The organism is Flavobacterium sp. 1355 (genome assembly GCF_017833415.1).
GTDB lineage: Bacteria > Bacteroidota > Bacteroidia > Flavobacteriales > Flavobacteriaceae > Flavobacterium.
In genome coordinates, this window is sequence record NZ_JAFICC010000017.1 from 98,876 (window position 1) to 115,173 (window position 16,298).

The window sequence follows — 16,298 nt, forward strand, 5'->3', positions numbered from 1 at the left end:
ATTGCTATTTTAGCTTTCTGATTGAAAAAAACACTGAAAATCAGCCTCATTCATTAATTTTTTTATTTTCATTTATATGCGTATTCTATCTCTCCTAATCCTAATTTTCTGTTTTTTTACAAGCTGTAACAAAAAACAGAATACAGAGGAATATCACCAATATACCAATGATTTAATCAATGAAACGAGCCCATATCTTTTACAGCATGCGCACAATCCTGTAAATTGGAAAGCGTGGAATCAGGAAACTTTGGATAAGGCAAAAGCAGAAAATAAGCTGATTATTATTTCAGTGGGGTATTCTGCCTGTCACTGGTGCCACGTTATGGAACAGGAAAGTTTTGAAAACGAAGCCGTTGCCAAATTAATGAATGACCATTTTATCAGCATAAAAGTCGACCGTGAAGAGCGTCCGGATATAGACCAAATTTATATGAACGCCGTACAATTGATGACAGGGCAGGGCGGATGGCCCTTAAATTGTATTGCACTTCCTGATGGGCGCCCCATTTTTGGCGGGACTTATTTTACCAAAGAAGAATGGACAAAAGCCCTTACGGAACTTTCGGATTTGTATAAAAATAATCCCCAAAAAGCCAGCGAATATGCCGATAAACTCGTAAGCGGAATCCAGAAATCACAACTCATTGCGGTCAATTCGGCAAAGGCTGATTTTCAGAGTAGTGATGTAGCAACAGCCGTAAAATTATGGCAAAAACAATTCGATTATAAAGAAGGAGGTTTACTGGGCGAAACCAAATTTCCAATGCCTGCTTCTTTGCAATTTCTGCTTCGTTACAGCACTCAAAATAAAGACGAAGCGATACAAAAACAGGTGCACACCACACTTACTAAAATGGCAAATGGCGGTATTTATGATGCTGTTGGCGGTGGTTTTTCGCGCTATACAACAGATTCAAAATGGCATATTCCGCACTTTGAAAAAATGCTGTACGACAATGCACAATTAGTGAGTTTATATGCTGATGCGTATCTGGCGTCAAGAAATGAATTGTATAAAAAAAGGGTAGTCGAAACCCTTAATTTTGTAGAAAGCGAACTCATGGCTGCTAACGGCGCTTTTTATTCTTCGCTGGATGCGGACAGTAAAAACAAAAGCAATAAACTCGAAGAAGGCGCTTATTATGCCTGGAAAAAAGAAGAATTACAAACACTCTTAAAATCAGATTTTGCTCTTTTTCAACGCTATTTTAATGTTAATGAGGAGGGGCTGTGGGCAAATGGAAATTATATTCTGTTTACCAATCAGTCAGACAAAGAGTTTGCCCTTCAAAACAAACTGACCTTGCCTGCATTAGAAGTTAAAATTAAAAATTGGAAACAAATACTGGCCACTGCGAGAAGCAAAAGACCAAAGCCTCACCTCGATGATAAAACCCTGACTTCATGGAATGCCTTAATGATAAAGGGCTATGTGAATGCGTACCGAGCCTTTAAAAATCCGCATTATAAAGAAATTGCTTTAAAAAACGCCAATTTTATTGTCAACAATCAGCTTCAGAAAGACGGGAGCCTGAATCACAGTTATAAAGAAGGCAAGAGTAGTATTTCAGGATTTTCAGAAGATTACGCAACCGTTGGCGATGCTTTTATTTCGTTATATCAAATTACTTTGGATGAAAAATGGCTCACAAAATCCAAGCAAGTAACCGATTATGCACTAGCTCATTTTTGGGATAAAAAATCTTATTTATTTTATTTTACATCTAATGCTTCAGCCAATTTAATTGCCAGAAAAATGGAAATCGCAGACAATGTAATTCCGTCTTCCAATTCAATTCTGGCTCATAATTTATTTTTGCTCGGGCATTATTATTCGAATGAAAATTATTCTGAAATAGCTCAAAAAATGCTCAATAATGTCAAAGTAGATGCTTTGCAGTCGCCAACAGAATATTACAACTGGCTGGATCTAATGCTCAATTATACTTCTGATTACTATGAAGTTGCCATTTCCGGCAAAGAAGCTTTTGCTAAAACAAGCCAACTCCAAAGTTATTATCTGCCTAATATTTTGATTGCCGGAGCCACAAAAGAAAGTAAGCTTCCTCTTTTACAAGATCGCTATACAAATGACGAAACGTATGTTTATGTGTGCGTGAACAAAGCCTGTAAAATGCCGCAACGAGATGTGGCTATTGCAGTAAATAAAATAAAAAATAGTCGATAAAGTTCGATTTGATCTTTAGGCTAACGATTTAAAATCATGTTTAAGACACTGACTAAAAAGTGTTTAAATATGATTTTTTTTTGTGTTTTCACATTTTTACGACTTCTGTAAAGTATTTGAATTTACGGCTTAAAATTAATAATATCCACGCGAAAAAGAAACCGCTATTTAAATATTGTTTAATATTTTGGTGGTTTTTTAATTCATAATGTTTTTTTATTCTTTAATAATTGTTTAATTCCTAAATTATTGTTCAAACAATCGGTTGTGTTATCGATTCTTTTTTTATATTTGTAATAAATACACTTATAAATTACAGAATCGAAATTCAGCATTTGAAATATAAGATTCTACAATATATTGCTCGGTCAGCATTCTAAAAAGTAATGTTGAAATCTAAAGTTAGTGGTTGGTTATAAATTTTATTCATTTTGGATTTATAACTAAATGTTAGTTAGTTTTTTATAAAGCCGAAAGTTGGGCGCTTTCGGCTTTTCCTTAAACATTGTTTTTTGGTTATCTGCAAATAATAACGACTACTCCTATTTTGTCTTTTGACAAAGGAGAAGATTAAATGAATTATTTAAATCATGAAGTTGAAAAATATCTTAGTGTCTTTTGCTTTACTCGTCTTCTTCCATTCCTGGTCGCAGCCCATACAATTACAGTCCCCAAATAAAAAATTAGCACTCAATTTGCAAATGGGCCATGACGGTGAATGGTATCTCAAAATAAACCTTTTGGCAGATAAAAATACAGACGGGATTATCCCAAAAATAACATTAGGCCTCTCCAGAAGTGATCAGGATTTTTCAAAAAAACTTCTCTTTTTAAAAACATCAAAAACAAAATTAATTCAGCAACATTATGAACTTCCTTTCGGCAAAAAGTCCGTGCGGGAAAATGAAGCCAATGAAATTACGGTTTCTTTTGAAAATCCGACTAAGGCCAAACTCAATCTCATCTTAAGAGCGTACAATGACGGCATTACCTTTCGATATGAATTTCCGGAGAAGAAGGGTTCGTATACTATCAATGATGAATTGACCGCTTATGAAATTCCGAAAGAAAATAAACGGTGGCTCGAAAAATGGAATCCGGCAAATGAAGGTTTGTATGCCACATCGAGTAATGAAACCGTACTACAGCAAGAATGGTGTTATCCCGCACTCTTTAATACTGCAGATAAATCGTCTTGGTTTTTAGTTCACGAAGCCGATCTGGATCGCACGTATTGCGGTACAAAATTGAGCAATACAGCCGACAGCAATACGTATAAACTCACTTTTCCGGATCCAAAAGACGGCAGAGGAAAAGGCGAAGCCAAACCCAGAATTACACTTCCGTGGAAATCTCCCTGGAGAGTTATTACTATTGGTAACCTGTCTGATATTGTTGAAAGTACCTTAATTGAAGATGTCTCAGCGTCAACTCGTTTTAAAACGACAGACTGGATAAAACCCGGAAAAGTATCGTGGAATTACTGGTCGAGCAATCACGGAACCAAAGATTTTAAAATCGTATGTGCGTTTGCAGATTTAGCCGAAAAAATGAACTGGCCTTACACGCTTTTAGACTGGGAATGGGACAGTATGACCAATGGCGGAAATCTGGAAGATGCCTTAAAATACATCCATTCAAAAGGAATAAAACCTTTGATGTGGTACAATTCGGGAGGCGATCATACGTGGGTGCCTTCTACACCAAAAGACAGAATGCTCACACATGAAAACAGGATTCAAGAATTTACGAAACTAAAAAAGCTGGGTGTTGTGGGGGTTAAAGTTGATTTTTTCGAAAGTGAAAAACAAGATATGATTCAATATTATCTGGATATTCTCGAAGATGCGGCTCAGTTTGAAATGATGGTTTATTTTCATGGCTGCCTGGTACCGCGTGGATGGTCAAGAACGTACCCGAATTTAATGACTTATGAAGCTGTTCGTGGAGCAGAATGGTACAATAACGGACCAGAATTTTCGACCACAGCTCCAGAGCATAACACGATTTTGCCTTTTACCAGAAATGCAGTCGGTGCCATGGATTATACGCCGGTAACTTTTACGAATTCGCAATTTCCGCATCATACTTCTTACGGACATGAACTCGCACTTTCGGTACTTTTTGAATCTCCTTTGCAACATTTAGCTGATAGGCCGGAAGGATATTATGCATTACCCGAGGACGCTAAAACTTTCCTGAAAGAAGTACCCACAACATGGGACGATACCAAATTAATTGACGGTTATCCCGGAGAGGAAGTCACGATAGCGCGCAGAAAAGGAGAAGTTTGGTACGTGGGCGGCATTACGGCTGCTGAAAGCAAGGAGATAACAAAAAATATCAACTTATCATTTTTAAAATCAGGCGTTAATTATCGAGCAATTGTTATTGCTGATGGAAGTCATGACAAAGCTTTTGCATCAAAAATTATGTTGGTTGATAAAAATTCGACGCTTGAAGTAAAATTGCTTCGCCGTGGTGGATTTGCAATTTCATTAACTCCAATGGATAAATAGCCTGTTATGAAAAAGAGTATCTACATTTTATTTTTAGGCTTTTGGTTTACTTCCGCGAAAGCGCAACAGTACACCAAACATTCCTTAACCAAGGATCGTTTATCGATAGAGGTTACAGAAGGCGTATTGCATATTATTCCGCTTACCGAGAAATCAGTTCGTGTACAATATCAAATAAAAAATAAGAAAGAAGAACAAGAATTTGTCCTGATCAATAAACCTGCTGCGCCCGGTTTTGCATTAAAAGAAACGGACAACAGTTTAGAAATCAGTACAAAAAGTATTGTAGTGAACTACGATAAAAAAACAGGCGTACTAACTTATAGCGATAAATCGGGTAAAATATTCCTGAGCGAAAAAGCAAATACAAGGTTATTAAAACCCGATATTATTCTTGGAGATCCTTGTTTTATCGCTGAGCAAGGTTTTGAATCTCCGCAGGATGAATATTTATTTGGATTAGGACAGTTTCAGGATGGTTTATATAACCTAAAAAATACGACCCGAAAATTAATTCAGGTCAATACACAAATCGCCATTCCGTTTTTGGTTTCGAACAAAGGATATGGATTAATGTGGAATCAGTACGGGCTGACTTATTTTAATCCGACCCATCAGGAAATTCCTTTGGTTAAGAATAGTAAAAGTGAAAGCGAAAAACAGGAAATTGAAGTGACCACAACTTCGGGTACACAGAAAGTTTCACAGCAGCAATCCATCTATTCCGGAAATTTTTCTGTTGACAAAGACGGAGAATATTCCCTATTTCTGGATCTGGGAGATATGGACAGCCGTCATTTGGTTCTAATTGATAATATCGATGTCATCAATCAGTCTAATTTGTGGCTGCCGCCCGCCGTGGGTAAATTAGTGCACTTAAAAGCAGGCGAACATGTTGTAAAAGTAATTTGCAAATCGACCAATACGCCATCGCTCAGTCTCAAACCTTCTAATAACGAAACGGTTTTTAAATCTCCCAACGCAAAATCGTTGGATTATGTCGTTTTTGCCGGAGATAATACAGACGAAATCATAGCGAATTACCGCAATCTGACGGGTAATGTGCCGATGCTTCCAAAATGGGCATTTGGATTTTGGCAATGTCGGGAGCGTTATACTTCCGGAGAACATTTGGTTTCAACGGTTAAGGAATTTAGAAAACGCAATTTACCGGTAGATGTAATCGTGCAGGATTGGCAATATTGGGGTAAATACGGCTGGGGAGTACCAAAATTTGATGAAACCCATTATCCGGAACCCGAAAAATTCATAAAAGAAATTCACGATTTAAACGCTCATTTCTCCATTTCTGTTTGGGAAAATTTAAATAAGGAATCTGAAATTGGTAAAGAATATGTATCCAAAAATTTATTTATTCCCAACTGTCCCTGGATTGACATTTATAACCCCGAAACGCAGCAAACACACTGGAATGCTCTAAATAAAAATTTATTTGTATTGGGAGTAGATTCCTGGTGGATGGACGCGACCGAACCGGAAAATGATGCGTTAAAAGGCAAACAGACGTATTTTGGTTTGGGTGTTTTTTACCGTTTAACCTATCCTTTATTTGTAAGCAAAGCGGTTTACGAAGGCCAAAGAAATACCAATCCCGAAAAACGAGTTGCCATTTTGACCCGATCGGCTTTTTTAGGGCAGCAACGTTATGGTACGATCAATTGGTCGGGCGATATAGGCTGGGACTGGGATGCTTATAAACGTCAAATTGTGGCGGGATTAAATTATAACCTGACCGGAATGCCGTATTGGACAACTGATATAGGCGGTTTCTTTCGCCCGGGCCCGACGCAATATACAGACGAAAAATACCATGAAATACTCACGCGCTGGTTTCAGTGGGGCGTTTTCAATCCGATATTTCGAATGCACGGTTATCAAACAGAAACCGAGCCTTGGAAATATGGAGAAAAAGTAGAAAATAATATGCGATCTATGCTCAACCTGAGGTATCGATTGCTTCCTTATATCTATTCAGAAGCCTGGCAAATCACTAAAAATAACGCAACACTCATGCGGCCTTTGGTTATGGATTTTAAGGACGACACCACTGCTGTAAGTTCAGCCTACGAATATATGTTTGGAAAAGCATTTTTAGTAGCGCCCGTTACTTCGCCCAATGTTACCACTTGGGATGTTTATCTGCCAAAACAAAATGCCTGGTTTGATTTCTGGACCGGAAAACGATTTGAGGGAGGACAGACTATTTCGGTTCCGGCGCCATTAGATAAAATTCCCGTTTTTGTAAAAGAAGGTTCAATTGTACCCATGGGGAAGGTGATTCAGCATACAAACTCAAAACAGGACGAACTTGAAATTCGGATTTATACCGGTAAAGATGCAGCCTTTACATTTTATAATGACGAAGGCGATAACTACAATTATGAAAAAGGAAAACATATTGAGATTCCTATGCGTTGGAGCGAAAAAAAACAAACCCTGACGCTGGAAAAACAATTAGGAAGCTATAAAAACCAAACAGCAGAATATACTATGAACATTGTCTGGATTTCCGGAAAAGAAAACGATACCATTTCTGAAACCATAAAGTATGTTGGGAAGAAAGTAATAATCAAAAAGAGGAAGTAATGAATTGAATTTTTTAAAAAATAAAAACCACACTGTTACCTATTAACTATACAAACCAAAAAAGAACCATGAAAAACCACACTAAACTTTTATTTGCGCTGGTCAGTTTTCTGCCAGCACTTCAAATTACGGCACAGAATCCTATAATCAAAAATATTTTTACTGCAGATCCGGCACCTATTGTTCATAAAGGCACTTTGTATTTGTATACAGGACATGATGTTGCCACTGAGCAGGATACGAACTATAAAATGGCCGACTGGCGCGTGTATTCGACCACAGATATGGCTACATGGAAAGATCATGGAGCACCGCTTTCGCCCAGTACTTTTTCATGGGCAACGGGAGATGCGTATGCGGCACAATGTATCGAGCGAAACGGAAAGTTTTACTGGTTTGTCTCTACGTTTCACAAAAAAGATGAGGTGAGCGGAGGCGGCGCTGCAATAGGAGTAGCAGTTTCTGACAGTCCGACCGGACCTTTTAAGGATGCGATTGGTAAAGCATTAATCATCAACGAAATGACTACCGACATGACCTATGCCTGGGACGATATTGACCCAACAGTTTTTGTAGATGATGATGGTCAGGCCTACATGTATTGGGGAAATGGAAGCTGTAAATGGGTAAAACTGAAAAAAAACATGATTGAATTGGATAGCCCAATCACCACTTTTAAACCTAAAAATTATATCGAAGGACCGTGGGTGTATAAACGAAAAGGCATTTATTATTTAGTCTATGCCAGTGCGGGAACAAAACCGGAAATGATTGAATACTGCACGGCCAAAAGTCCAACCGGACCATGGACGTATCAGGGCATTATTCAGGAAAATGTAAACAACAGTTTTACGACACATCCCGGAATTATTGATTATAAAGGCAAATCGTACTTTTTTTATCACAACGGAAGTTTACCCACAAGCGGCAGTTACAGACGTTCGGTTTGTGTAGATTATATGTATTATAATGAAGATGGCACCATTCAAAAAATAATTCAGACTACAGAAGGCGTGAGCAAAATCAAGTAAAGAAATCAATTTCAATTTTTCTTATTCAATAAAAATCAATTATCATGATACATAAAAAATATACAGGGAAAACTTTTCTCATAATTCGGACTTTGGCTTTTATTGTCTTGATTCTTGTTCCAATTTTAGGAATGAGTCAAAGCAAGAAGAAAACAGAAAAATCAGAAGCAAAAAGACCACAATACCGCAACCTTTTTAAAGAAGCCGGTTATAGTCAGTCTGAAATAGACCAAAAATTAGCCAAAGCTTATTATGATGTTTTTGAAGGGCCTAATAAAGTGTATTTTGAAGAAGGCGATTCTTTAGGATATGTTTCAGATGTCAAAAATAAAGATGCCCGTACCGAAGGAATGTCATACGGCATGATGGTCGCGGTTCAGCTTAATAAAAAAGAAGTTTTTGACCGCATTTGGCGTTGGTCGGTCAAATACATGCAACATCAGGACGGACCAAGAGAGGGTTATTTTGCGTGGAGCGTTAATCCGGAAACCAAAAAACAAAACTCGGCCGGTTCTGCTTCAGACGGAGAATTGTATTATATAACCAGTTTGCTTTTTGCCTCTAACAAATGGGGAAATAATACCGGAATTCACTACTATAATGAAGCCCGAAGAATACTCGATGCGATGTGGAAAAAAGACGGGACCGGAAATATTCATAACATCATCAATACCGAGCACAAACAAATCTCTTTCGTGCCTGAAGGAGGCGGTTACAACTGGACAGATCCTTCGTATCATGTTCCTGCTTTTTATGAAATATGGGCTTTGTACGCAAAAGACGGCCACGAAGAGTTTTATGCAGCATGTGCGGAAGTTTCCCGTAATTTTCTGCACAAAGCCACTCATCCGGTAACAGGTTTAAATTCAGATTACACCGAATTTACCGGAGAACCGCACCCAACACCGTGGATGCCGGGAGGATTTCGTTACGATTCCTGGCGTGTGCCTATGAACATTGCAATGGATTATACCTGGTACGGAAAAGATAAAAAATGGCAGGAAGAATATGCCGCAAAATTCCAAAATTTTCTGAGATCGAAAGGTTTGGAAACTTTTGACGATCAGTTTAATCTCGATGGTTCTAAACCGGAATTTATTCTTCAGGCCGGACCCGTTAAAAAACTCAGACATTCCATAGGCTTAGTCGCCACTTCGGCCACAGCCTCACTGGTTAATCCGGACAAGAAAAGTATGGATTTCGTTCACGCACTTTGGAAGGCAAAGCTTGAACCTTATGAAGATGGATACTTTGATCCGTATTATGATGGCTTAATGTATCTCTTTAGTTTAATGCATCTTAGCGGGAATTATCAAATCATAAATCCGACAGTTCAATAAATTTTTAAACTTAAAAAATAAAAATATGAAACAGTATACATGGGCTATTTTATTGGCCTTTATTTTATCAGGTTTTACAGGTTTTTCACAAACCAGTCAGGCTATTGCCGAAGATTTTAAACCTTCAACATTCAATCAGCCCGGACAGGAATATCCGCAAGTCAATTCTCAGGGTTATGCACGATTTCAGATTTCAGCTCCCGAAGCCAAATCTGTAGTAGTAAGTTTGGGATTGGGCGGTGCAAAAGGAGGAACGGCGCTTACTAAAAGCGAAGACGGTTTTTGGAGAGGAACCACAGCCGGCGCCATGGACGAAGGATTTCATTATTATCACGTAACAGTCGACGGAGGCGTTTTTAACGATCCGGGTGCACTCAATTTTTATGGTTCTACCCGTTGGGAAAGCGGAATTGAAATTCCGGCTCACGATCAGGATTTTTATGCCCTGAAAAATGTGCCGCACGGAAATGTACAGCAAATTCTTTTCCCTTCAAAAAGCACCAATACCTCACGCAGAGCTTATGTGTACACGCCGGCAGGTTATGATAAAGAAAAAGCAAAGAAATATCCGGTTTTGTATTTACAACACGGTTGGGGAGAAGACGAAACGGCTTGGAGCAATCAGGGACGCGTTAATTTGATTATGGATAATTTGATAGCAGAAGGCAAAATAAAACCATTCCTGATCGTGATGACCTACGGCATGACAAATGAAATTAAATATGGTGGTCTGGCCAGTTTTAAAATAGAACCTTTTCAGACCGTTTTGGTCGATGAGTTAATTCCGTATGTAGATGCAAATTTCCGCACGCTTGCCAATCATGCAAATCGTGCCATGGCCGGTTTATCGATGGGAGGAATGGAAACAAAATCGATAACACTCAACAAGCCTGAAGTTTTTTCTCACTATGCACTTTTGAGCGGCGGAACGTATAAGCCGGAAGACATTAAAGACAAATCTAAAATAAAATTGATATTCTTAAGTTGTGGCAGTAAAGAGCGTCCTGACGGTATTAAAGATGCGGTAGCAACGCTTAAAACGGCTGGCTTTAATGCTGTTCCTTATATTTCAGAAAATACGGGACATGAATTTCAAACCTGGCGCAGAAGCTTTAAAGAACTGGCTCCGCTTTTATTCAAATAGTAATCCTTTTTCAATAATAAATCCAATCATCTCAATAGTATCTGGCGATGAATTGTATTCCCCAAAAACATGACAAATTAAACCATTCATCCGTCCGGGTACTATTGTTTGGCTATAAATTAAATCTAAAAATATGCGTAAAAATAATAGCATTTCTAAGGTTGTTTTCAATAGAAATTTATTGAAAAATGTAATGACGATTTTTTGTTTGTTGAGTCTGGCAGGCAAATCATTCTCTCAAAATTTAGTATTAAACGAAAAAGAATATTTCGAAACTCCGGGACTGAATGTCTGGGTTTTTAATAATGAATACAACGGAATGTTTTTTGACGAAAAAACAGCCGGAATAGAATTTATTCATCATGGTGTGAGAACGGTTACCGGTGGAGCCATCAGGCTGCAGAACACACCGGAACAATGGGATTTGATTCCGAAAATGATCAGCCGAAAAGTCGATAAGGCCAAAAATACCATTGAAGTTGTATTGCGCTATGAGGAATTTAATTTTGACTCTAAAATCATAGTAACAGCAAAAGGAAAAGGTTTTACGATCGATGTGGTTTTAGACAAACCCGTTCCGAAACCATTAGAAGGAAGGGCAGGATTTAATATGGAATTTATACCTACTTCTTATTTTGAAAGCAATTATGTAGTCGATGGAAAAGCGGGAACTTTTCCGAGATATCCGGCAAGCAATACAGAAATTCGCCCTTTAGCGGAAAAAATCCCTCAGTTTGCCGGACATACCACATTTGACGATCGTGGAAGAAATGAATTTATCGCCACGCTTCCCCTAGAATCGGGTAAGAATTTCATTTTTGCGCCCGAAAATCCCGAGCGTACCGTAAAAATTCAGTCTGAAGATCAGGATGTAATGCTATTTGACGGAAGAAATTTAGGGCAAAACGGCTGGTTTATTGCCAGAAGTATTCTTCCCATAAATAAAAAAGGCAAAGTAATGAGCTGGTATGTAGAACCCAACGCTATCACGAACTGGAAAAGAGAACCTGTAATTGGCTTTTCTCAGGTTGGTTATATGCCGGAGCAAAAGAAAGTAGCGGTTGTCGAACTGGACAAAAACGACAAAGCGTTGCCTACTGCATCAATTTTTAAATTGGATGCTGATGGAAAATTCACAGAAAAATTAAAAGTAAATGTCAAAGATTGGGGAAGTTATCTCCGATATAATTATGCCCAGATTGATTTTAGTGCTATTAAAGAAAAAGGACTTTATTATATTCAATATGGCGACCAAAAGACCAATACGTTTCAGATTGAAGATAATGTTTATGCCAACATCTGGCATCCTACTATGGACGTTTGGTTTCCGGTTCAGATGGATCATATGGAAGTGAATGAGGCGTATAGAGTCTGGCACGGAAGACCTTTTTTAGACGATTGTCTTCAGGCACCAATCAATCATGAACACTTCGACGGTTACAAACAAGGTCCGACAACAGATACGAAATACAAACCGCTGGAACGTATTCCCGGAATGTCTGTTGGCGGTTGGTTTGATGCCGGTGATTTTGATATACAGACTTTTTCGCATGTAAGTGTCATCAACAGTTTTGTAGAATCGTGGGAGGCATTCAAAGTCAACAGAGACGAAACGTATATTGACCAAAAAACGCAATTTGTAGACATTCACCGTCCGGATGGTCAGCCCGATTTATTACAGCAAATCGAGCATGGCGTTTTGAATCTTGTCGCACAAGTAGAAAATATCGGGCATCCTGTTAGAGGAATAGTAGTTCCCAATTTACATCAATACCACCATTTGGGAGATGCATCTACTGAAACCGATAATCTTCCGTATAATTCTTCGCTTAAACCATATGAATCTAATGGAGTTTCCAGCGGTACGAAAGATGACAGGTGGGCTTTTACCAACCGTACTTCATTTCTGGACTTTAGAACAGCAGGCTCTTTAGCAGCTGCAAGCAGAGCATTAAAAGGCTATAATGATGTGCTTTCGGCTAAATGCTTGTCTCTTGCGATTAAGTTAGCCAATGAAGCCACTGAAATAGAAAAGAACGCAAAACCGGATAATAGTCCTATGTCAAGATGGGGAAAAGGAAGTGACATGATCGCGACTTTGCAGCTCTACTTAAGTACAAAAGACGTAAAATATAAAAAAGGTTTTGAAGATAAAATATGGAAATTACTCGATGAAAATTTAGATTTTAATATGAATCCAGCGCTGTTGGCTGTTTCTTCCATGGACGATACTTACAAACAAAAATTACGTGGTTATGTGTTGAAGTACAAAGAAAAAATGGACAAGGAAAATGCCGAAAATCCTTATGGTGTGCCAATCGCAAAAAGAGGCTGGGGAGGAAGTTCGCAGGTGATCAATTGGGCAAGTACCAATTATTATATCCATAAGATTTATCCTGACATCATGGACAAAGAAAGTGTTTATCAGGGGTTGAATTATATTCTGGGCTGTCATCCTTATTCTAATTTATCTTTCGTAAATGCGGTTGGAAACAGATCTAAAAAAGTGGCTTATGGAGGCAATCGCGCCGATTTTACGACAATTGCCGGCGGCGTAGTTCCTGGACTTATTTTTCTTAAACCGGATTATCTGGAGAATAAAGATGACTGGCCATTTTTTTGGGGAGAAAACGAATGTATCATCGATGGTGGTGCGTGGTATGTTTTTCTGGCAAATGCGGTAAATGATTTGGCTACGGAGAAATAATAAATTTAAACACATAAAGAAATATAGGTTGACATGCGGTTAAAGGCGCTTCGCTTGTTTGAAAACACAGAGCAAGCCTGATTTAACCGCAAGGTGCACAAAGATCTACGCAAGGTGCGCAAAGTTTTTTCACGCAGATTATGCAGATTATTATTATTAATTATCTGCGCATATCTGCTTAAATCTTTTTAAATCTGCGTGAAACAAACTTTGCGCCTTTGCGAGATTAAATAAAAACTTTATGAATCTCTGCGAAACCTTTGTGTATCTCTGTGGTATTCAGCTACGCAGTTTTATTGACAAAGCTTTGCGAACTTAATAATACCAACTGCAAACAAAAAAAAAATACATTGCGTGCTTTGCGGTAAAATTAACCAACAGTAAGAAACACATAGGTCGAACTAAAAAAAAGCAACATGAAACAATTTCTAAATATTACCATACTAATTTCCTGCCTGTGTTTTGAGTCAGGTTGGAGTCAGAAAGCAACAATAGTGGAAGATTTTAAGCCTTCGTCTGTCAATCAGCCGGAAAGGCAATTTCCACAAGTTAATTCACAGCGACGCGTACGAGCCAGTATTGCGGCACCCAATGCAAATAAAGTGCAGCTTGATCTTGGCGGAGTGAAATACGATATGCGAAAAGACGCCAACGGAATATGGACAGGGGAATCAAATCCGCAGGATGAAGGATTTCATTATTATCAGTTAAATATTGACGGAGCATCAGTTCCGGATCCGGGAAGTTTGTATTTCTATGGTGCCGGAAGATGGGGCAGCGGGATTGAGATTCCGTCTGCAGATCAGGATTTTTTTGATCTGAAAAATGTGCCACACGGTTTGATAAGCGAAAACATCTATTTCTCAAAACTGACTAACTCTTTTAGACGCTGTTTTATTTATACGCCTGCAGGTTATACAGAAAATACAAAAACGCGTTATCCCGTACTGTATTTACAACACGGAAGTTTTGAGGACGAAACAGGCTGGTCACAGCAAGGAAAAGCAGGTTTTATTTTAGACAATTTAATTGCGTCAAAACAGGCGACTCCTATGATTATTGTAATGGATAATGGCTATGCTAATAAACCGCAAAGTAAAGAATCAAAGGATAAAAAAGAACGCCCGGAATCTGTTTTTGAAGAAGTCCTTATGACCGAAGTTATTCCGATGATAGACACAAAGTTCCGCACCATCGCCAATCGCGAAAGCAGAGCAATCGCTGGTCTTTCGATGGGTGCCAACCAAACTATGCGGATTATGATGAATCATCTCGATACATTTTCTTACTATGGCGGCTTTAGCGGTACAGCCAATTATCCGAGTACAGATCCTATTGACGCTGCTACTTTTTTAGAAGGAAAATATAAAGACGGCAATACGCTTAATAAAAAAATCAAACTTTTTTGGTTAGGTTTAGGAACTAAAGAACCGGCTCCGTTTCCTAAATCAATTGGTGCGTTTAAAAACATGTTAGACCAACAGGGAATTAAATACGTGTATTACGAATCGCCTGAAACGGCTCATGAATGGCTGACATGGCGCAGATGCTTATACCAGTTTGCTTCTCAGTTATTTAAATAGCATTTGCGCTATTAAGATAAACACAAATTAGGGATTGAGAATTTAAATATGTACAGACTTGTATCATTATTTTTAAGCCACATGTAATAAAAAAAATACCCGAAAAAATAACGATTTTTTCGGGTATAAATATTATAATACCTAACTAAACTTGCTTGTAATCGCTATGCCAAACAGCTTCTTCCGGGCCATCACCCTTGTGACCATCTAATTGAATCACAAAACTTTTAGCAGGAAAGTAAGGTGTAATATGGATGTCCAGCAAAATTCTGTCCTTTTGCGTTTTGTCTTGCTCAATCTTCATTACGGTAAACTTTTCAATAAGATTAGCCGGTCCTTTAATTCCGTCTAAAAATTTAATAATTTGACTTCTTAAGTCAGCTTCAGTTCTGGTAGTCCAGTTCTCAAAAGCTCTTCTGTTTAAGAAATCGAAAAGCACTTTTGTAATATGGTCAAATACCCTAACTACTGAATATGTTTGCAAACCTAAATTATCTCCATTAAATAATGTTTTGGCAGAGAAAGCCATAATTTTGCTGTACTCATTTACCATTGGCACAAGTCCCATCAAGAATGTTTAAAATCAAACAACTTATAATTAGACTTAAAGAATGTTTATTAAGAATGTAATTCCCCTTCTTCGAAGAGTTCCTCTAAAACGCTGTGCGAAAGTCTCCTGACTTCGCACCGGCAAAGAGAATCGACAAAGCATAAAAACAGCAAACCCCGCCATACGGTTTTTTTTTCAAAAAAGGATAATCTCACCCAAGAATTATGAGGTGTATTCAGAATACAAAAGATAAAATCATTGGCTTTTCCAAACTGGCCAAATGGCATGAAAAAGTAAATCAATCCGGTTTTAAGTCTTTCAATACAATCTCCCTGGACAATAATGAACCATTATAAAACGATATTGAATTATTTTGATAACAGGAGTACTAGTGCTTCTGCAGAATCTTTCAATGCAAAAATAAAAGCATTTAGAAGTCAATTTATCAATTTAAAGGAGTAAGAAATGTAGATTTTTTTTCTTTCAGGCTAACTAATATTTATGCTTAATTTTTGTTTCTCAGGTTTTTGTAGGATGAAGCACAAAGCTTGGGGAGGAAATGTCAAAATAAAACAAGAACTTTGCAATCTAAGAATTTTATATGACCCCTATAGAGCTTTTGAAGT

The 16,298-nt window shown here is 38.0% G+C and carries 9 protein-coding genes and 1 pseudogene; 9 read left to right on the forward strand and 1 reads right to left on the reverse strand.

Annotation, left to right across the window (positions count from 1 at the left end; all coding sequences use genetic code 11):
* Window positions 1–76 precede the first annotated feature (76 nt).
* From JOD96_RS19775 to JOD96_RS19810, 8 genes are all read left to right on the forward strand, one after another.
* A complete protein-coding gene (locus tag JOD96_RS19775) occupies window positions 77–2,191 on the forward strand; it encodes a thioredoxin domain-containing protein (protein WP_209565935.1) in 2,115 nt (704 codons plus the stop codon).
* 590 nt (window positions 2,192–2,781) lie between these two features.
* Window positions 2,782–4,710, forward strand: a complete 1,929-nt coding sequence (locus JOD96_RS19780) for a glycoside hydrolase family 97 protein (RefSeq protein ID WP_209565936.1) — start codon at window positions 2,782–2,784, stop codon at window positions 4,708–4,710.
* A 6-nt stretch (window positions 4,711–4,716) separates the two neighbouring features.
* Window positions 4,717–7,317, forward strand: a complete 2,601-nt coding sequence (locus JOD96_RS19785; RefSeq protein ID WP_209565937.1) for a TIM-barrel domain-containing protein — start codon at window positions 4,717–4,719, stop codon at window positions 7,315–7,317.
* Window positions 7,318–7,385: 68 nt separating this feature from the next.
* Window positions 7,386–8,348: a glycoside hydrolase family 43 protein gene (locus JOD96_RS19790; RefSeq protein WP_209565938.1), complete on the forward strand. Its 963-nt coding sequence runs from the start codon at window positions 7,386–7,388 to the stop codon at window positions 8,346–8,348.
* A 44-nt stretch (window positions 8,349–8,392) separates the two neighbouring features.
* On the forward strand, window positions 8,393–9,688 hold the full coding sequence (locus JOD96_RS19795; RefSeq protein WP_245188458.1) for a glycosyl hydrolase family 8: 1,296 nt from the start codon (window positions 8,393–8,395) through the stop codon (window positions 9,686–9,688).
* A gap of 25 nt (window positions 9,689–9,713) precedes the next feature.
* On the forward strand, window positions 9,714–10,832 hold the full coding sequence (locus JOD96_RS19800) for an alpha/beta hydrolase-fold protein (protein ID WP_209565939.1): 1,119 nt from the start codon (window positions 9,714–9,716) through the stop codon (window positions 10,830–10,832).
* 133 nt (window positions 10,833–10,965) lie between these two features.
* Complete coding sequence (locus tag JOD96_RS19805) at window positions 10,966–13,539, forward strand: glycoside hydrolase family 9 protein (protein WP_209565940.1); 2,574 nt, start codon at window positions 10,966–10,968, stop codon at window positions 13,537–13,539.
* 416 nt (window positions 13,540–13,955) lie between these two features.
* Window positions 13,956–15,122, forward strand: a complete 1,167-nt coding sequence (locus tag JOD96_RS19810) for an alpha/beta hydrolase-fold protein (RefSeq protein WP_209565941.1) — start codon at window positions 13,956–13,958, stop codon at window positions 15,120–15,122.
* Between the two features lie 145 nt (window positions 15,123–15,267).
* Here JOD96_RS19810 and JOD96_RS19815 read toward each other — a convergent pair.
* A pseudogene (locus JOD96_RS19815) lies at window positions 15,268–15,690 on the reverse strand (type VI secretion system contractile sheath protein TssC); the annotation flags it as partial.
* Window positions 15,691–16,014: 324 nt separating this feature from the next.
* Here JOD96_RS19815 and JOD96_RS22490 point away from each other — a divergent pair.
* On the forward strand, window positions 16,015–16,134 hold the full coding sequence (locus JOD96_RS22490; protein WP_245188459.1) for a transposase: 120 nt from the start codon (window positions 16,015–16,017) through the stop codon (window positions 16,132–16,134).
* The last annotated feature ends 164 nt before the right edge of the window (window positions 16,135–16,298 follow it).